The sequence below is a fragment of the Paenibacillus sp. FSL H3-0329 genome, from assembly GCF_037963285.1.
Taxonomy (GTDB): Bacteria; Bacillota; Bacilli; order Paenibacillales; family Paenibacillaceae; genus Paenibacillus_AQ; species Paenibacillus_AQ odorifer.
This window is the reverse complement of the sequence record NZ_CP150150.1, coordinates 4,951,317-4,969,541: the sequence shown is the minus strand read 5'-3', so window position 1 is coordinate 4,969,541 and position 18,225 is coordinate 4,951,317. Positions and strand designations below refer to the sequence as shown.

Sequence of the window (18,225 nt, the reverse complement as noted above, 5' to 3'; positions counted from 1 at the left end):
CGTCAATCCTGCATGTTAGGATGTTCTTGTAAGCAGTTACATAGTCACTGGTTATTAAGCGAGTGATGCCCAACACATTTATAGGAGGGTCTAAATGAAAAAGAAATTATTATCTGCATTCATCATCACATCGATGGCGTTATCATTGGCCGCTTGCGGCGGAAATTCGAAAACAAATAATGCAGGAGCGACTAATGCACCCGATGCTGGTGGAAATTCAAAGCCTGCAGCAGAGAAGGTTACCCTGAAGCTGAGCACCTGGCAGACAGAAGCCAAAGCGAAATGGAGCACGATTATCGCGGAGTTTGAGAAGACGCATCCCGATATTCATGTGGAAGTAGATTTGCTGAATGAAAAAGGTGATTCGGTAGCCTCTATGCAGAAGCTGGATTTGATGGCGGCTGCAAGCGATCCGCTGGATATTGTCGAACTGCCTTATACCAACTATTCACAGCGTGCAGATATCGGGTTATTGGAACCGATGGATGACTATATTCAGAAGGAAGGTTATAAGCTCGCAGATGAATATCTGGTGGACACTACGGTCAATGGCAAAATCTATGCGTTACCGTCTTCCATGCAGCGCTGGTTCGTGCTCCTTAACAAAGAAATGTTAGATGAAGCAGGCCTTCCGGTTCCGACAGATTGGACATGGGCGGATTTCGAAGAGTATGCGAAGAAATTGACCAAGGGCGAGGGCGCAACGAAACGTTTTGGCGCGTATCTGCATAATTGGCCGGATTATTTCCAGCTCCAGCTGATGAGCAAGTCTACGGATAATACTTTTCTAAAAGCTGATGGAACCTCCAATGCACTTGACCCGCAATTTAAGGCTAATCTGCAGATGATGAAGAAAATGATGTACGAAGATAAGAGTGCCACTCCTTATGAGGATATTATTTCGCAAAAACTAGCTTACCGGAATCAGTATTTTAACGGTTTAGCAGCGATGCTTCCGATGGGCGACTGGATGGTTGCGGAATCGGGTGGAACGGATGCCATTCCGGCAACCTTTGTTACCGCGTTTGCGCCGATTCCCCGACTTGAGAGTGAGAGCAAACACTACTCACCCGTACAGCCGACCTACATGGGAATAGCCGCTAAATCCAAGCATAAGGAGGCTGCCTATACCTTTGTGCGCTGGTATACCTCAGAAGGACTTGAAATCGGTGGACGCGTTTTCTCTGGCTGGGCCAAATCGGATACGAACAAATTAGTGGATACAATTGTGAGTGGTTCTAAGGATGCCTCTAAGATTGATGTCGATTCTCTGAAATATACGATGGAGAACTCGACACCTGGTGCAACGCAAGTTCCGGCTAAATATGCGGATGAAGCTAAGAACAACGTTATTCCAGAAGCGGAGATGTATCTCCTTGGCCAACAGGATCTGGATGTCACGGTTGCCAATATCGATAAAAAAATAACGGAAGTTGTTCAGAACAATAGCGGAAAGTAAGCGGAGGCTGATTGTACGCTTTTCAAAGGGGGCTTATAATGTGGGGGCAGGAAAGCATTTCTGCCTCCTGCTCCAAATTCAAACAGATGTGGGGCCTGTAATCCGTGTTTAGAAAGCATCAATCCCTCCGTAAGAAACTTGTCTGGTCATCGCTGATCTGCGTCCTGATCCCGCTTATCTGCATTTACATGGTTACTGATTATTTGACCCGGGATCTCATTCTGGAGAAAGCGGTTGGTAGCGCAAGAGAATCTTTAAATGCAGCCAGCGCCAATATGAATGCCATATTTGAACAGACACTGGAACAGTCCAATTTTGTGCTCCAGAACAGCGAGATCAGGCAGATGATGTCTGCCGATTCTGAGTCGCTCCGTGCACCAAAGCAGATCATTCAGTATAACCGTATGTCGCGGATGCTGGATGATATGTTTGTTTTAACAGAATATTTGAAAGTGACGTTAATCGGAAAGAATGGTTTTATTTATACCAGCTATCCTTACAGTGACTTTAATCCGAGTAATTTCTACAACAAGAATTGGACATCGTTGCTGAAACAAATTCAACCCATCTCGACTTATTGGAGAGCGGAGCACGATACGTACTACAATTATTCTGATAAAGGCTCAGCTGATTGGGTAACCATTGCAAGGCCGATTCAATCGACCTCTAGCAGTACCATCGGATATTTAATTATTAATATCAATGAGCGCAAGCTCCGTCCTTATCTAAATAACGATAATGATAAAGAGATGATGCTTTTGGATGACAAGGGAACTGTAGTTTCCCATGCTGATAAGGCCCGAATCGGAGAGACGATGACGTGGTTGAAAAAGGATGGCGAGCTCGACACTGTGGAAATCGACGGAGAGAAGTTTTTATATGTTGATCAGGAGCTGAGCAGCAACAAATGGCGGATGGTCAGCATTATCCCGCTGAAGGCAGCCTTGTCAAAAAATAAGCAGATTTTATTTATCAGCCTGGCGGTGCAGATTCTTTTCTTTACCTTGTTTTCCGTTCTCTTAACCGTTCTAATCTCAAAGCTGACTCAGCCTATCGTAAAATTAAGCGCTTTTGTAAAGCGAATAGGTCGTGGTCAGTTAGATGAACGTTCGTTCATTCGAGGGAATAATGAGGCAGCACAGCTCGCCCGCACCATTGATCAGATGCTGGATCGGATCGAGTCTATGATTGAACAAATCACTTATGAACAGACGGGAAAAAGAAAAGCCGAACTAGAGATGCTACAAGCGCAGATCAATCCACATTTTATGTTTAATCTGCTGAATTCGATTCGCTTAAATATTCTGATGCAAGGCGATCGGGAGAATGCTGAGTTGATTGGTTCGCTGTCGTCTTTGCTCCGTATGACCTTTAACAGGGACAATGAGTTTATCCCGCTTCGTGAGGAGACAGATACGATATCGCATTATGTCACTTTAATGAATTTTCGCCATGCCAATCAGGTCAGGTTGGAAATGAATTTAGCGGACGGGAGCGCTGAAGCACTGGTGCCTCGATTTATGATTCAGCCCATGATCGAGAATGCCATCATCCATGGCTTCGAGCAGTTTGGTGGCGAAATTTTTATTGAAGCTCGTATTGTTGCAACTACGGGAAGCTTGGTTATCACCATTAAGGATAATGGGATCGGGATGTCACCGGAAACTTTAACAAGACTTCGTGAAACCGCATACAGCAGCGAACAAATTACAGAGGAGGACAGAAAAGGGTTCTCCGGCATAGGTTTACGCAATGTGGCCCAACGCCTCAGTATGATTTATGGCGCTTCTTTTAAGCTGAATATTCAAAGTGAACCTGATGTGGGCACGGAGATTTGTCTGGAGTTTCCTCTGAATTACGGAAAGGTGGGTGTGGAGAATGCTGACGGCAATATTGGTGGATGATGACTATCCGGTTATCCGTTATTTGTCGCAGGCCGTACCTTGGAGCGAGCTCGGTATTGAACTCACCGGATGTTATTATAGCGGTCTCGAGGCTTGGGAAAAAGCACAGCAGAGTCCACCAGATCTCATTATTACCGATATTGGCATGCCCAAGATGAACGGGCTGGAGATGCTGGAGCTATTCAGAGCTGTGCAGCCCGGAATCCGTGCGATTATTCTCTCCTGCCACAACGAATTCAAATACGCCCAGCAAGCGCTGAAATTAAACGTAGGAGAATATATTTTAAAGGAATCACTGGATATTGAGCAGTTACAGCAAGCGATTAGAACCCTTGTGGCGGAAGTGGGACTGAATAGGCAGCAGCATACGGAGATGCTGGTTTATAAGCAAAAGCAGTCTCAAAATCGCGCCGCGCTGAAGGAAAAGTTTCTAAAAGATACCTTGTATCAATCCTGGGACAAGGGGGCTTGGATCGAGCAGGCCCGATCAAACGGAATTATGATCCATGCCAAAAACTATATCCCGCTGGTTATTGTAATTGACCGTCCAGAGGAAGCTTCAAGGGTGCGCCGGATGAGTGAATATACGATTTCTTTTGCGGTTGAGAATATTATGCAGGAAGTGCTTGAGGCTGATCACAGTCTGTTTATTTCGAGATACAGCCATAAGGAGATAGTCATTCTCTTTTGTAGCGACCAGCCTTCCAAAGATCACCAGGCAATCTATCACTCCATTCAAAATGCAGCCTCTGCGGTTCAGAAATATCTTAAACTTTCTGTCTCTTGCTTATTTGGCGCTGAGGCGCGCAGTCCTGAGGAAATTCGCGGAACATTGCAGCGGATGCTGAAGGAGAAAATACAGCGCTTTTATCTCCCTGCGGCGGGAATTCACCGTTTTGAAGAAGTCTGCTTTTCCGGAGAAGATATTTATGCTGAATATGGAACCTTGTACGCTGTTATCAATGATGATATTGCCTTGAACAGGAACACGGAGCTTCGCGTTCATGTAAAGGAATGGAGGGAATGGGTGGCCTCGCAAAAATTCCATCCGAATGAAGTCAAGGAATGTGTGCTTCGCTTGCTGATGGACTTGCAGATGAAGACGAAACAGCTTCTGCAATCTCCATTGCCTATAACCGAAGAAAAGCTATTTAGCGTGGTTGGTGACATTGAAACTCTGGAGCATTTGGAACAATGGCTGGTGCAGTACTTGGAGGAATTAGCGCGGAAAATAAGTATGTTCTCCATCAAGTCTAAACGGAGTGAAGTCATCAAAGCCCAGCAGTTCGTGATTAGTCATGTGACGGAGAAAATAACGCTGGAGGACATGGCAGGCCGCCTTAACTTAAATGCCAGTTATTTCAGCCGCTTATTCAAACGGGAAACAAACCAGAACTTCATTGAATATGTAAATATGCTAAAGCTTCAGAAGGCAAAGGAGCTGCTTAACCAATCTGAAAAGACAGTGGAAGAGATCTCCGAGTATTTGGGATATGCCAACAAAAGTTATTTCATCAAGCTGTTTAAACGGGAAATGGGCATGAGACCTAGCGAATATGCGGCTTGGCATTAAGTGTGGACAGGAGGAAACATTGCTGTGGAAATAAAGGCCACTAAAAATGAATTACAGATGTTCCTAAATGAACTATATACTCCACTGGAGAGCAGATTTACTTCTGGTTGTGCAGGAATTAATATGGGCGCTACAGGATCGATTTACAATGAAGCTACAGCGCTTATGGAAGCTTTCGCCCGTCCTTTATGGGGCCTTGTTCCTCATGCCAGCGGTGGAGGGGAAAGTGCACTCTGGCCGATGTTTCTGGAAGGGATCATCAACGGAACAGACCCGGAGCATGAAGAATATTGGGGGCAATTTACTACCAAAGATCAGCGTATGGTAGAGCAGGCCGTGTTGGGATTGGGGCTTGCTCTTGCACCACATAAAATGTGGGAGCCACTGAGCGACACGCAGAAAATGAATGTATATAACTGGCTAAATCAGATTAATCATGTGGATCGTTCCAATCCGAATAACTGGCTGATGTTCACGGTTCTTGTGAATGTGGGCTTCAAGAAAGTCGGATTGCCTTATGATCAGAGCATAATGGATGATTATCTAGCGAAGATCGATACTTACTATCTTGGTGATGGTTGGTATTCCGATGGATTGACCGATCAGAGGGACTATTATATTGCTTTTGCTATGCATTATTATACGCTGATATACGCTAAGCTGATGGCGGATGATGATCCTCAGAGAGCTGCTGTTTATCGGGAAAGATCCGCACGATTTGCCGAGGATTTCATTTATTGGTTCGCTGAGGACGGAAGCGCACTTCCTTTTGGTCGTAGCCTGACCTATCGTTTTGCACAGGTTTCTTTCTGGAGCGCGCTGGTGTATGCAGAAGTGGTTCCTTTTTCATATGGCGTTCTTAAGGGAATCATTATGCGCCATTTTCGTTGGTGGTTTGAACAACCTATTATGGGATTAGACGGACTGCTTAGCATCGGATATGCTTATCCGAATCTAGTTATGACAGAGAGCTACAACGCCCCCGGATCTCCGTATTGGGCCTTTAAAGCTATGCTTATTCTTGCCTTGCCAGATGATCATCCTTTTTGGCAGGCGGAGGAAGAGCCGCTGCCTATTTTGAAAGAGGTACGGGCTCTCCAAGAGGCGCGAATGCTTGTGAGTCGTCCGGAAGGAAACAGGCATGTTATTGCCTATACCTCTGGCCAGATGGCTAATTTTGATATGGCCCATAGTGCAGCCAAATATTCTAAATTTGCATACTCCACTCTGTTTGGCTTTAGTGTCCCGAAAGCGGGTTACGGGTTGGTTCAAGGCGCTTACGATTCTACACTCGCACTATGCGAATGTGATGAACACTATCGGGTACGCAGATTCTGCGAGACCTGGGAAATCGGAGACAGCTATGTATATTCCCGCTGGCATCCCTGGAGTGATGTACATGTGGAGACATGGATTATTCCGGCAGGTCTATGGCATGTTCGTGTTCACAGCATTCATACTGCCCGGCGGCTGGATGTAGCGGAGGGTGGATTTGCCATTGGCCAGTCAGCTGGCTTCTCGCACAGTGAACGGGAAACCATTAAGGTATCAAACACTGCTGTTTCGGTGCAGCTGCCCTGGGGAATCAGTGCCATACATAGGCTAAGCGGCTTTGATCGGGGAGAGTGCGTACATCCCGAGCCGAATACCAATCTGCTGAAGCCGCGGACACTTCTTCCGAGCTTGTGCTCCAGACTGGAACCGGGAGATCAAGTATTGATATCTGCTGTCTTCGGAGCGACGAATACTCCGGAGAACCAGGCAAGTCTTGCTTCACCACCGCTTATTCAATGGCACTCGGACGGAAGGGTTGCTGTATACGAACCTAGTAACGATACACTTTTGCATACTGTTGATTTAAGGGAAGGGAGAAACAAAGATGTGGAATAAGGCTATTGAGGATGCGATTCACAAAGTTGGGAGCAATATTGCTAACCATCCGGGCAAACTGCCTCATATCGCTGAGGGGCAACAGTACGAATGGGGAGACAACGACGACTGGATAGAGGGTTTCTATGTTGGGATGATGTGGCTTGCTTATGAATATAGTAAGGATTCATGCTATAAGGAGGCGGCAGCCTCTTGGTTAGGGGACTTCAAGCATCGTCTGGATCAGCACATTGCCCTGGACCATCATGATATTGGTTTCTTGTATACACTGACTGCAGTAGCGGAGTGGAAAATAACGGGCAGCGAAGCGGCGCGAGCTGTCGGCCTGCAAGCTGCGGACACGCTGTGCAAGCGCTGGCGTGAACCAGCAGGGATTCTTCAGGCCTGGGGACTGGAGAGTGACCCGGAGAATGCGGGACGTATCATTATTGACTGCTTGATGAATTTACCTCTATTGTTCTGGGCAGCGGAGGAAACAGGAGATAGGCGCTATTATGAAATAGCGCTCGAACATGCGTTTAAGAGCCGGAAATTTCTTGTGCGTGGGGATGCCTCCTCTTACCATACTTTTTATTTTGATCCGGCTACCGGAAATGCAATTCGTGGGGGAACACATCAAGGTTATGAGGACGGATCGACCTGGACACGGGGTCAAGCTTGGGGAATATACGGTTTTGCTCTGGCGTATCGCTATACGCAGAATGAGGATTTTCTTAAGACCTCTAAGAGCCTAGCGGATTATTTTATCAGCCATCTACCGGAGGACAGTGTGGCTTATTGGGATTTCGATGTGCCAGTGGGAGCGGATACCCCTCGCGACAGCTCGGCTTCGGCGATTGCTGCAGCCGGTCTTTTGGAACTGCTCGATCACCTAGGCGTAGATGATCCGGACCGGGCCATTTATGAAGTTGCTTTACACCGTAGCATGAAATCCCTAGTGGAACATTATGCGACATCTGGAAATCCGGAAGCAGAGGGACTTCTAAAGCATGGTTCTTATCATGTGAGAGGTGGACGTGTGCCTGATGGTCATATGATTTGGGGAGATTATTATTATTTGGAAGCGTTGATCCGCTTGCAGACTGGCATCCGAGGCTATTGGTAGTGAGATGTTAGAATGTGGAAAGGTTTAGCCTATAGAAAAAGGAAACTGCTAAGACTAATCTCTTAGCGGTTTTCTTTTTTTTGTGGACTACTATACAAGAATTTTAAAACGTAGTTATTTACTTGGAATAGTATGAATAAAATCATATCACCACACGTAAGGTTTAATGTAAGATTTTGATAATTATTAGAAATTAAGAAAAGGGGATCGGGTTACTCAGATATGAATTTAGACTGGGAGTTTATCTATGAGAGTTTGCCGCTTTATGGTGGGGCGATGTGGCTGACAGTGAAGCTAGCGTTGTTAGCTATTGTCTTCTCACTCCTTATTGGCTTACTGTTTAGTATCGTCTTGTACTATAAGGTCAAAATCGTAAGTGATGTTATTAAGATCTACATTGAGCTTTCACGGAACACCCCTTTACTTGTGCAGCTCTTTTTTCTTTACTATGGCTTTGGTAAAGAACAATTTATCCATCAAGCCTATAAAGAAACCTTAAATGAAATTTACGGTGAAGGATATACCGATGAGCTTGTTGTTGAAGGTGGGAAAATCCAGTAACAGATTAGGAATAACATTGCGGGGGCATCTGAGAAGATGCCTTTTCTGCTGATAGACTATTGCAATTTCTATAATGCCGAGTATAATACTGGGTATACACAGAATAAGGAGTCGGTGAAAATGTCTGTCGATGATTATCTGGATCTTCTAAACTACGCCAAAGCAATTAACGATGGACAGTGGCAAGCTGACATCATAGACCGTTTGAATAAGCTGAGTAAGGCTTCTCATGCTGAGACAACAGAACAAAGTGTGAACGAGCTGTGGATTCAATTCGACGATATAAATGCAATATTAATGGATTTATTTAATAAGCTGAGGGAAAGTGCGGATCCAGTAGAGCAGTACCGGTGGAAAGAGAAAGTCTGGGAGTTAAAGCAGGAACGGATTAATCTATCGAAGAAGATTCAGAGTAGATATATCAGGATATAATTTAAGCTCACATTGTAATAATAAATAGAAAATAAAAAAAGGCATGCAGTTAGTCTGCTCTGCCAAACTTACGATGGTCTATAGGCTACTTAGACATTTGCATTCCTTCGCGCATCATTGTCATACACATAGTCATCATTTCATCGCAGTCCTGCATTTTTTTCATCATCATATCCATGTTCATATCCATCATGCCCATTTCAGACATTTTTTCCATGCCCATCTTCATACAGTTCATCTTAGACATCATATCATCCATACACATGTTCATCATCATTTCCATACACATCTTGTCCATTTTTAATTCCTCCCTTCTTTTAAATTACCTTTCTTCCATAAAATACTATACAATTTAGGAACAATCAACGCTAGACTTGATATTTTACTAACTTATTTTTCTTATTTGTCTTAATTATGTATATCCTTACCATGCGGATGTTATTAATCAGAATACTTATTTGCGGATCGGTGACTATAGGCTAGATTGCCTCAGGTCAGCGTTTTTTTTTGCGTTCTACAGAGTGAGGAATTAATGAGCCGGATCATCACTCTGGGATAAACGAGAAGACACTGCCATAGGTCCCTGTAAATACGGGCTGACCAAATTTTTGTGTCCATTCCTTGAGTAGTTTATATGAGACCTTTTTGCTCGTAATTACATAATCGGGCTGATCGTAATTAACGATCTCGGGAAGGTATTCAGAGAATCCGTGCATCGAGCGTTCAAAAGCAGTCCAACCCAATACGCCAAGAGAATCTTTTGTCACGAAGGGATCTTGTCTGCCATCACATAACACATCTCCCCCTCGAAACATGACATAGCCGGATGAACCGTAGTGGGCGAGAACTTTGGGACGTGTACCTTCAGATGTATGCTGCAGAATATAGTCCATTTCATCTATAGGATATTTTTTGGCGTCAATAACTGGTGGTACAAGGAATAGATAAGCAATGTTTAGCAGCAGGCCAACTGCCAGTAACCCGCGTAATGTACTTTGTCGGACTAGAATACCTGTTTTGGTGAACTCAGGAAGCGCATCAAAAAATACAGCCGCAAAATAGGGGATGAACAGCCACATAAACAGGTTTTGCTTGAAGTTTGATACACCGAGGTATAGAATCCCAAGCATAAGAAAAAAACGGAACGGTTTACGCTGGAGTGCAAAAGGAAGTGTGCAGGCAAAGAACAAAAGCAATAGTAAGATGGGCAAGTTCTCCAAGCTATTGAACCGAATCGGCTGCCATTCATTGATCAGCAGGTTAAAGTTCTTTTTCGTTACTGTCAAAATAAACAAGAGACTTTTTACGCCGCCTGGATTTAGAATGCCAACGAACCAGACGAGACTGAAGACTATGATTTTACGCCCATTCAGCGTTTTTTGGATCAAGGATTCAAGCAGAGCCATCCCTGTAAATACAGCAATTACAAGCCATACTCCTGCATGGAAATTGGCAATGGCAATAGAAAGAGCAATCATCGCAGCGGCATATTTCTTTTGAGAACTCATTTGATATTCACGTAAATATACGAAAAACCAGACAATCATAAACGAAGAGATCATCTGTGGACGGCCTTTGAAATAATTATAATAAATCCAGCAAGAAATTAGCAGCACAAAAGGGAGCAGGAGAACATGGTCTTCTTGAAGTCCCAGTTCTTTGCGTGAAACCTTACCTAGCCGAAGCAATCCGAGCACTAAAAAGAACAAGCATACAGCGGTCAAAATATACACACCCGGCCATCCAAAAGCTGCATAAAGCGGGGCAACGAGCAGTTGGAATCCGAATTCATGAGGGACGTAGGGCAGCTTATCTCCGTAAAAAGTATGTATGGCATGATGTAGAACTTGTCCGTGCCCGATCATATATTGTCCTAGCTCTATATGCCAGAAGGTATCGGGATCATTGTAAGAAAATTTAGGGAACATCAGCAAGATAGCGGCTATAACGAATATGCCGTACAAAAATTTGTGTATATTGAATTTCACCATTATTTTGTTTCCTTTCTTATATAATAGAAAATTTATGAAGCGGAGTGAACACTCATGCATCAACTATTTACGTGGATATCTGAATCCGCGCTTCACCTTGTTAATTCTATGGGCATTTGGGGCATATGGTTAGGGATGATTCTAGAGAGTGCCTGTATTCCCATTCCCAGCGAAGTGATTATGCTCAGCGGTGGCTGGCTGATTGCGCAAGACTCGCTTACTTTTATGGAAGTTGCTGTTGCTGGGATATTCGGAAACCTACTGGGTTCCATCATTGCCTATTATATTGGTAAGGCTGGTGGACGCCGGTTATTAGAGAAATACGGAAAATATATTCTCCTGAATGAGCATCATTTGGAGCAATCGGAGCGTTGGTTCGAGCGTTATGGCGAGAGTACCGTATTTTTTACTCGTATGTTGCCCTTTATTCGTACTTTTATCTCACTGCCCGCAGGGATTGCTGGAATGAAAGCTTGGAGATTCATAACATTTACAGCACTCGGCTGTATCCCGTGGAACTTAGCTTTGATCTATCTGGGATACCGCTTAGGTGACAACTGGGGTATCGTGGAGCAATTTATTCGCCCAATCAGTTATACCATTTGCGGAATCGTGGTGCTTCTTGTGTTGAGATGGTTAGTACGGAGATTTCGTAACCAGACTTAATGCCAACTCTTCGGGTGTTTTCTGCTCGGTGAGCCTCGCAGCTTATTATGGATAAATTAAGGTTAGGAACGTCGATGCTAGAATTAACTGTTATATGTTGAATGTATTCTATATTCAAGATTAATCTACTTATGTCTGGGAGGTTTGAAATGAAGGTCAAACGAATCGTCGCCAATATAAACACGAAGGATATCACGGCAGCTAAATGCTTCTATGAGGATGTGCTCGGTCTTGATTTAATGATGGATCATGGTTGGATTAGAACTTATGGTTTAGACGAGGAGATGAGCATTCAGATTAGTTTTGCCTCACAGGGTGGCTCAGAAACGCCTACGCCTGATCTATCAATTGAAGTCGATGATGTCGATGCTACATTTGAAAGCATGAAGAAAGCTGGATTTCCGATAGAATATGGGCCTGTTGATGAGCCTTGGGGCGTTCGGCGATTCTATGTCCGCGACCCGTTTGGCAAACTTATTAATATCCTTGCACATAGACATTAGAAGAGTGGTCACGGCGTGCAGAAATCTTGATTGTTAAACTGTCGAATAGCGATAGCTAAATGATGACATAGGGGCAGCCGGTCAGGGGATCGGCTGCCTTTGTTCAACTAACGGGCAGTAGAGCGTAATGTCGCTGATACAAAAAACTAACATTACATAGAGTGTTGCTACGAATTGTATGTCTTGGGTAGAGATAGGGCAACCTAATTAATGGAAAATAAGATAACGGAGGAAAAGAGCGCGTGGATTTTTTTAAGAGCCAAGAGTCATTGTCGGCAATAGGGTGGATTTTACGCTCGATTGTCGGATTTGTATTCCTTATAATTGCTGCCAAAATGATGGGTCAGCGTTCAATATCGCAGCTTAGGTTTCTTGATTTCATCATCGCGCTGACGCTGGGAAATATTATTGCGCATCCACTGTCGGACGAGCAACTTGGCCTGAAGGGTTCCATGATTACGACTCTTTCGCTCGTGATCCTATACATAGTCGCGATCTGGCTCAGTTTAAAGATCCCACTGTTAAAACAATTTTTCGATCCTCCAGCGATTACTCTTATTCAGGAAGGGAAGCTTAATTACCGGAACCTATCGAAGGCAAAGTTACCTATTGATTTTTTGTATGCAGAGCTGAGAAAGTCGAGCGTAGAGGATATCTCGAAGGTTGCCTTTGCTTCATGGGAGCCAGGCGGTACTCTTTCTGTCTTCGTAAATACGGCTTATCAGCCTGTAACTCCGGCTGATCTGAAGTTGGCCACACAACCATTTAACCTGACCAAACCGATTATTGTGGATGGCCACATTGAACATGCACTTTTACGCGAAATCGGCAAAAACCGCGAATGGCTGGAAACGGTAATACAGCCCCACTTATTGAACAATGTCATCTTGGCAACCGTAGATAGTAAGCTTACAGTGCAGGTACATGTGGTTGAGGGTCCATAAACGTATGTTTCCTCCGAAAGTGTAATCGCGTAGCCATGAAATTTGAATATATAATACGGTTCACCGTAATGCTTCCAAATACAAAGTACAGTTTGACCACAAAATGTATATCAGTATATAAAGCAAAAAACACTCCTGACAATGGAGTGTTTTTTGTTATTCAAATTTATTTGAGGTCCATGTAGCAATTCCATTCATTGGACATGCAACAACCAGCCAATTATCAAATTCTACTCCCACCTGCCAACATTCATACTTCTCATGAAAACCATTAACAAATAATAGGCTTCCTGATTCCAAGTTTATAATTAAATGTGGAGTAACGTCTCCCAATTTTATATCTGTAATTTTTTCACGTCTCAGCTTTATTATTTGACTGTACTTTTCTTCCTCTGAGACATCTGCAATTTGACTTTCATTACTAGGGTATTGAGAGGGAACTGAATCAAATATAGTCCACTTTGATTCAATGTTCAGGTACAGTTGACCAGCTAAATCATCGAACTCGTTCAGCGAAGTCCCTATTTTCTTTATTCATTCCGTTCCCAGCTCTTTTCATCAACGTATAAGCAAAATTTTTACACCATATCTTGGATTTGTCGGTGTTGGCTTTTCGCTTCAAATTTCACTCCTAAAAAACTCAATTACGACACAAAGGCAGCCAGTCAATGGAGCGGCTGCCTTTGTTTAGCTAACGGAAGGTTAGTTCAAATATGCAGGTGACCTGCGTTTTTATATTAGCGTTTTGGCATTTTGCTCTCATCCATATACAGCAGATTCCAGCGGTGACCGTCCAGGTCGGCAAATCCTGCGCCGTACATCCAGCCGTCAGTTTCACTTGGCTTGCCAAAGATGTTTCCTCCGGCAGACTCTGCTTTTTGGATAAAGGCATCTACTTCTTCTCTGCTTTCAGCACCAATGGAGAATATTACTTCAGCGCTATGGGAAGTATCTGCGGTCTTTGAACCTGTGAATTTCTCAAACGCCGCATCCGGAAACAGCAGAATTGTTGTTTGGCCTATAACAAGCTTGGCTCTCTCGTTACCAACACTCACCGCTTGGAATCCAATCTCATTGAAAAAGGCAGTTGACCTCTCAACATCTTTGACTGGCAGGTTAATCCAAATCTCCTGTGACATGGCTGTAGCCTCCTAATATATTTTCAACTATTCCTACTATACTCTACTTCTGGCAGCAGAAGCGATCTCTTTCGCAACTCACCTTTAATTGAAATACTCGATAGTTTTCTCAATAAATGCCTTGGCCGATTTTGTCAGAAAACGGTCGGAACGATGAATGATCTCAAAGTGACGATATGGCGGATCGTCTGTAATTCGGATGCAGTGTAGTGTTGGTTCATTCATCGCTTGGATCAGAGGATAAGGCAGCAATGTTCCTCCGACGTTGGCTTTAACCAAGCTAATAATGGAAGTTGCCGAACTGGTCTCCATGATCGTATTCAAGCTGAAGCCATATTTACGGCAATAGCCATCAACCAATTCTCTGCCTGTAAATCCTTCGGGGAACATTACAGTTTGGATATTACGCAGTTCCTGGATTCCAATTGTGCTTCGTTCAGCCCAATCATGTTTCTCGGAAACGACAAGTACATATTCTTCACTGCACAAAGGAATGCGTACAAGCCGGTCATCAGGAGCGGAAATGATCTCGATCCCGATGTCTACTTCATTATCCAGTACTTGATTCAAGACGTAGATCGAAGAGATAACCTTCAGCTGCACCTTAGGGAATCGCGTATGAAAATTCACGAGTAATGGGGTGAGCCGATAGTCCAGATCGGAAGGGAGAACACCAATTACCAACCGCCCTCGTTGATCATTGCGTAATTCAGCTAACGCATCCTGGGTATTCTGTAAATGCCGAATCATCTGTACACAGTGCTCCAGAAAGAGATTTCCGGCCTGAGTCATCACAATCTTTTTGCCGACTCGGTCAAATAAGGGAACTCCGAGTTCATCCTCGAGCGCGCGTATTTGTTGACTCAACGTAGGCTGAGATATGCCAAGCTTCTCAGCTGCTCGTGTAAAATGAAGCTCCTCACACACAGCAATGAAGTTTTCCATCTGACGAATCTCCATATGAATGACCTCTAATCATTGGTTTTTGTAATCATTTTAATAGAAACTATAGTATTGTTCAATCATTCTAATGATTCTATACTTAATCGTGCACCATCCAAAGATCTGTTATTAACAAATAGGATCATGGGTGAATGCATCGATACTACTACCATGAGGTGATTCATAATGAAACTTTTTTATATCGTCTTGGCGCTTATTCTGGCTTCACTGAATTTACGGCCACCCATTACATCCATTTCTCCTCTAATGAGCACCATTCAGAATGATCTGGGTATAAGCGGGATTACCGCCAGTCTGTTAACCACACTTCCGGTATTATGTATGGGTATATTTGCTCCGTTCTCCGTACGATTAAGCAGAAGGTGGGGAAATGAGGGTGCAATTGTTCTGGCTTTAATCCTCATTGGGTTAGGTACGGGATTAAGATGGTTTGTTGGTACAACTCCTTTGATGATGTTCACTTCTTTTCTGTCCGGTGTAGGGATTGCATTGGCAGGGCCGCTGTTGTCCAGCTTCATTAAGCAGTACTTCCCTGACCGAGTGGCATCCATGGTGGGTATTTACTCTACAGCGATGGTGATGGGGGCCAGCATTAGTGTGGGACTATCGGTTCCGCTACAGCATACGCTGGGTGGTTCGTGGAGAGGCTCGTTGGCTGTATGGGCATTACTCGCAGCCATTGCATTGCCGATATGGTTGAGATTAGCCTGGTCTGCGCACGCAGATCGACAATCCGGTAAAATCTCCAGTGTACTTAATGCACCACTTCCGGTGAACAACAAACGTGCCTGGGTGCTGACATTATTCTTCGGGCTGATGGCAGCGATCTTCTATTCATTGACCGCTTGGCTTGCACCAGCAATCCAAAGCCAGGGGTATAGTCAAGAGACGGCCGGCAAAATCCAAACTTTATTTACATTGATATCACTGCCCTCTACGTTGTTCATTCCCATGCTTGTACATCGTTACCAAAGACGTGTATTCTGGCTTGTCGGGTGTGCATTATTGGAGTTGATGGGTGTCCTGATGCTGAACCTAACCGTTAGCCCCTGGCTCGCGGCGATTCCGCTCGGTATTGGAGCGGGTGGGCTGTTCCCGATTGCACTGATGTTGCCCATTGATGAAACAAGCAGTGCTCAAGAAGCCAGTAGCTGGTCCGCAATGACCCAATCTGGTGGCTACATTCTCGGAGCGCTTGGGCCGCTAGCCATTGGCTGGCTGCACGATGCAACAGGCAGCTTCGTTCAAGCATTTTATGGATTGGCTGTAATCATCGTGCTTCAGATTATCGTTCAAATGGCTATAGGAAATAAAAAAAAGTTCTCCAGCGAGTTATGATAAACCGCAACCTGGTGTATAAAGAAATCTATCAATATGATGAAATCTCCTATTTCTGTTCCGTCTCTTTTTCTAGAGCGTGAGCAATGCTAAGCTCCACAAAGTTCAGCGCTTCGTCGGAAACGGGATATAGTCCTGACTCTGATGTAGGGAGCTTCCTCACTTCCCAAAACTTCTCCATCAATTCCTCGTCTCCATTAAAGGTTTCGTGTGATAGCTTTATTAACTCACAGGCAATGGAATAACCTTCATCAGATTCAGGTGGAACAGATTGTTGTATGCACCACTCAATCCGGCGCAGCAAAGAGGCATATTGCTGAGTGGTCTGGTCATTACTGCTGAGATTGGGTAGTGCATTTTGTAGAAAGGTACTTTCGTCATCGTTGAAGTAATCGATCCATTGTTTAGAAATGGGTTGTACGTTCTGGACCAGATGAGAAACCCGATCCCAGGAGAGTGTACCTTCTAGATCAATCATGTTGATCAAAGAAGTAGTATTTGCAATACTGCCCTGAAGAGAAGCAAGCTGCTCCTGAAGATGATTATGATGTGCGATTAGAATATGACGAAAGGATAGCTTGTCCATTACATTTATAATGTCTTCAAGCGGTAGTGATAGTGATTTAAGCAACGTTATCTTTTCGAGAGTGAATAAATCTTCTTCTGAATAATAACGGCGGCCGTTATCTTCCTTATAACTCGGTGTAAGTAGACCGATCTGATCGTAATAACGTAGGGTTCGAACCGAAATGTTCCGCTTTTTGGATATTTGTCCTGTTGTCCATCTATTCATGGTTCTTTTTCCTCCCAAAAATAATGCTTGCAGGTAACGTAACGTCACCTATTATCATTAAATTATATCACAGAGGATTGAGGGATTAAGGATGACCAGCACGGAAATGTGGAAGAAGATGGATCAGTGGACATGGCGTGAGTTTACTGCTTTACTTGCGCTTGAATTTGTATTCGTTATATTCGTTATCAAATATGCGGTACAGTCAATGTATGAGCAATGGTTGGGGAATACTCTTTATTCAGGGACTCTTACAGGGCTTACCATAGCAATTGTACTTTTGTTAGGTTTATATTTTATTGCTTTACGACCGAAGAAAATGCCTTGGACTGAGGTAGGAGTAAAGAGATTTTCTGCGAAAGATTGGTGGAGGATTGCGCTGTGGACACTTATTCTTATCGTATTCAGTGTGGTGACTCTCTATCTCACTAGTTTTCTTGGGAATACGGTGGACAATAGCAAAACAGAGAGTCTGAAGCAAAATGTCACTCTATTTACTATAATTATTGGTATTGTGTCGGCAGGGATCGTGTCACCATTTTATGAGGAGATATTTTACCGTGGATTTGTATATCGTTGGTTACGGACTCGTGTTAGTATGAGCTGGGCGATTGTGATTAGTTCGCTAATCTTTACGCTTGCACATTTTCCCACTATGAATGCCATGCCCGTGAATTTTATTAGTGGAGTTGTCCTTGCATGGACCTATGAACGTACGGGATCGGTCGTGCCTGGTATGATCGTTCACGGTGTGTTTAATACGATTGCCGTGTTGTTAACAGCGATGAGTTAGAGTGATGATTATATTATGTATAAACGATGAGCGCTGATGAGCCTCAGGGTTTCTGCATTAATTGGACGAGAGAGCAACGTATTTAAGACTTCGGTACTGACCAAAGGCCTGGGTGTAATTCAACTAGCGGGTAGGATAATGGAAATGATTTGTAGAAAAAAACCTATAAAT

The 18,225-nt window shown here is 43.9% G+C and carries 17 protein-coding genes; 12 read left to right on the top strand and 5 right to left on the bottom strand.

Annotated elements, in window-relative coordinates:
• Positions 1 to 94 precede the first annotated feature (94 nt).
• From NSQ66_RS22085 to NSQ66_RS22055, 7 genes are all read left to right on the top strand, one after another.
• Entirely contained in the window at positions 95 to 1,459 is a 1,365-nt protein-coding gene (locus NSQ66_RS22085) for an extracellular solute-binding protein (RefSeq protein ID WP_339279393.1), read from the top strand.
• Positions 1,460 to 1,647: 188 nt separating this feature from the next.
• Positions 1,648 to 3,363, top strand: coding sequence for a sensor histidine kinase (locus tag NSQ66_RS22080; protein ID WP_339279392.1), 1,716 nt, complete (start codon positions 1,648 to 1,650; stop codon positions 3,361 to 3,363).
• Positions 3,338 to 4,936: a helix-turn-helix domain-containing protein gene (locus NSQ66_RS22075; RefSeq protein ID WP_036683135.1), complete on the top strand. Its 1,599-nt coding sequence runs from the start codon at positions 3,338 to 3,340 to the stop codon at positions 4,934 to 4,936. Before NSQ66_RS22080 ends, NSQ66_RS22075 begins: the two co-directional genes overlap by 26 nt.
• A 24-nt stretch (positions 4,937 to 4,960) precedes the next feature.
• Entirely contained in the window at positions 4,961 to 6,826 is a 1,866-nt protein-coding gene (locus tag NSQ66_RS22070) for a DUF2264 domain-containing protein (protein WP_249267776.1), read from the top strand.
• Complete coding sequence (locus NSQ66_RS22065) at positions 6,816 to 7,931, top strand: glycoside hydrolase family 88 protein (RefSeq protein ID WP_076142264.1); 1,116 nt, start codon at positions 6,816 to 6,818, stop codon at positions 7,929 to 7,931. Before NSQ66_RS22070 ends, NSQ66_RS22065 begins: the two co-directional genes overlap by 11 nt.
• 222 nt (positions 7,932 to 8,153) lie before the next feature.
• Entirely contained in the window at positions 8,154 to 8,492 is a 339-nt protein-coding gene (locus tag NSQ66_RS22060; protein ID WP_081388171.1) for an ABC transporter permease subunit, read from the top strand.
• Between the two features lie 120 nt (positions 8,493 to 8,612).
• Entirely contained in the window at positions 8,613 to 8,924 is a 312-nt protein-coding gene (locus NSQ66_RS22055; RefSeq protein WP_076142268.1) for a hypothetical protein, read from the top strand.
• Positions 8,925 to 9,009: 85 nt separating this feature from the next.
• Here NSQ66_RS22055 and NSQ66_RS22050 read toward each other — a convergent pair whose 3' ends face one another.
• Together NSQ66_RS22050 and NSQ66_RS22045 are read right to left on the bottom strand one after the other, a co-directional pair.
• Complete coding sequence (locus tag NSQ66_RS22050; protein ID WP_038572647.1) at positions 9,010 to 9,222, bottom strand: hypothetical protein; 213 nt, start codon at positions 9,220 to 9,222, stop codon at positions 9,010 to 9,012.
• A 247-nt stretch (positions 9,223 to 9,469) separates the two neighbouring features.
• Complete coding sequence (locus NSQ66_RS22045; RefSeq protein WP_076142265.1) at positions 9,470 to 10,915, bottom strand: hypothetical protein; 1,446 nt, start codon at positions 10,913 to 10,915, stop codon at positions 9,470 to 9,472.
• A 54-nt stretch (positions 10,916 to 10,969) separates the two neighbouring features.
• Between NSQ66_RS22045 and NSQ66_RS22040 the strand changes: the two genes are divergently transcribed.
• The 3 genes from NSQ66_RS22040 (at position 10,970) to NSQ66_RS22030 (ending at position 13,028) form a co-directional block, all read left to right on the top strand.
• Positions 10,970 to 11,581: a DedA family protein gene (locus NSQ66_RS22040; RefSeq protein ID WP_076142266.1), complete on the top strand. Its 612-nt coding sequence runs from the start codon at positions 10,970 to 10,972 to the stop codon at positions 11,579 to 11,581.
• A 149-nt stretch (positions 11,582 to 11,730) separates the two neighbouring features.
• Entirely contained in the window at positions 11,731 to 12,084 is a 354-nt protein-coding gene (locus tag NSQ66_RS22035) for a VOC family protein (RefSeq protein ID WP_036683117.1), read from the top strand.
• Positions 12,085 to 12,326: 242 nt separating this feature from the next.
• A complete protein-coding gene (locus tag NSQ66_RS22030; RefSeq protein WP_036683116.1) occupies positions 12,327 to 13,028 on the top strand; it encodes a YetF domain-containing protein in 702 nt (233 codons plus the stop codon).
• A gap of 737 nt (positions 13,029 to 13,765) precedes the next feature.
• Here NSQ66_RS22030 and NSQ66_RS22025 read toward each other — a convergent pair.
• Positions 13,766 to 14,167: a VOC family protein gene (locus tag NSQ66_RS22025; RefSeq protein WP_036683113.1), complete on the bottom strand. Its 402-nt coding sequence runs from the start codon at positions 14,165 to 14,167 to the stop codon at positions 13,766 to 13,768.
• 84 nt (positions 14,168 to 14,251) lie between these two features.
• Positions 14,252 to 15,112, bottom strand: a complete 861-nt coding sequence (locus tag NSQ66_RS22020; RefSeq protein ID WP_235219488.1) for a LysR family transcriptional regulator — start codon at positions 15,110 to 15,112, stop codon at positions 14,252 to 14,254.
• Positions 15,113 to 15,295: 183 nt separating this feature from the next.
• On the opposite strand from NSQ66_RS22020, the gene NSQ66_RS22015 reads away from it, so the two are divergent.
• Positions 15,296 to 16,468, top strand: coding sequence for an MFS transporter (locus tag NSQ66_RS22015; RefSeq protein WP_036683107.1), 1,173 nt, complete (start codon positions 15,296 to 15,298; stop codon positions 16,466 to 16,468).
• Between the two features lie 49 nt (positions 16,469 to 16,517).
• Here NSQ66_RS22015 and NSQ66_RS22010 read toward each other — a convergent pair whose 3' ends face one another.
• Positions 16,518 to 17,261, bottom strand: coding sequence for a MerR family transcriptional regulator (locus NSQ66_RS22010; RefSeq protein WP_036683105.1), 744 nt, complete (start codon positions 17,259 to 17,261; stop codon positions 16,518 to 16,520).
• A 91-nt stretch (positions 17,262 to 17,352) separates the two neighbouring features.
• Here NSQ66_RS22010 and NSQ66_RS22005 point away from each other — a divergent pair, with 91 nt between their 5' ends.
• Positions 17,353 to 18,054 carry a type II CAAX endopeptidase family protein gene (locus NSQ66_RS22005; RefSeq protein ID WP_036683103.1) on the top strand — a complete coding sequence of 234 codons (702 nt, stop codon included), beginning with the start codon at positions 17,353 to 17,355 and terminating at the stop codon, positions 18,052 to 18,054.
• The last annotated feature ends 171 nt before the right edge of the window (positions 18,055 to 18,225 follow it).

Bases quoted from the DNA above. Each gene is read 5' to 3' on its own strand.
- NSQ66_RS22085 (WP_339279393.1), top strand. From the start codon at position 95: ATGAAAAAGAAATTATTATCTGCATTCATCATCACATCGATGGCGTTA.
- NSQ66_RS22080 (WP_339279392.1), top strand. From the start codon at position 1,648: ATGGTTACTGATTATTTGACCCGGGATCTCATTCTGGAGAAAGCGGTT.
- NSQ66_RS22075 (WP_036683135.1), top strand. From the start codon at position 3,338: ATGCTGACGGCAATATTGGTGGATGATGACTATCCGGTTATCCGTTAT.
- NSQ66_RS22065 (WP_076142264.1), top strand. From the start codon at position 6,816: ATGTGGAATAAGGCTATTGAGGATGCGATTCACAAAGTTGGGAGCAAT.
- NSQ66_RS22060 (WP_081388171.1), top strand. From the start codon at position 8,154: ATGAATTTAGACTGGGAGTTTATCTATGAGAGTTTGCCGCTTTATGGT.
- NSQ66_RS22055 (WP_076142268.1), top strand. From the start codon at position 8,613: ATGTCTGTCGATGATTATCTGGATCTTCTAAACTACGCCAAAGCAATT.
- NSQ66_RS22050 (WP_038572647.1), bottom strand. From the start codon at position 9,222: ATGGACAAGATGTGTATGGAAATGATGATGAACATGTGTATGGATGAT.
- NSQ66_RS22045 (WP_076142265.1), bottom strand. From the start codon at position 10,915: ATGGTGAAATTCAATATACACAAATTTTTGTACGGCATATTCGTTATA.
- NSQ66_RS22040 (WP_076142266.1), top strand. From the start codon at position 10,970: ATGCATCAACTATTTACGTGGATATCTGAATCCGCGCTTCACCTTGTT.
- NSQ66_RS22035 (WP_036683117.1), top strand. From the start codon at position 11,731: ATGAAGGTCAAACGAATCGTCGCCAATATAAACACGAAGGATATCACG.
- NSQ66_RS22025 (WP_036683113.1), bottom strand. From the start codon at position 14,167: ATGTCACAGGAGATTTGGATTAACCTGCCAGTCAAAGATGTTGAGAGG.
- NSQ66_RS22020 (WP_235219488.1), bottom strand. From the start codon at position 15,112: ATGGAAAACTTCATTGCTGTGTGTGAGGAGCTTCATTTTACACGAGCA.
- NSQ66_RS22015 (WP_036683107.1), top strand. From the start codon at position 15,296: ATGAAACTTTTTTATATCGTCTTGGCGCTTATTCTGGCTTCACTGAAT.
- NSQ66_RS22010 (WP_036683105.1), bottom strand. From the start codon at position 17,261: ATGAATAGATGGACAACAGGACAAATATCCAAAAAGCGGAACATTTCG.
- NSQ66_RS22005 (WP_036683103.1), top strand. From the start codon at position 17,353: ATGACCAGCACGGAAATGTGGAAGAAGATGGATCAGTGGACATGGCGT.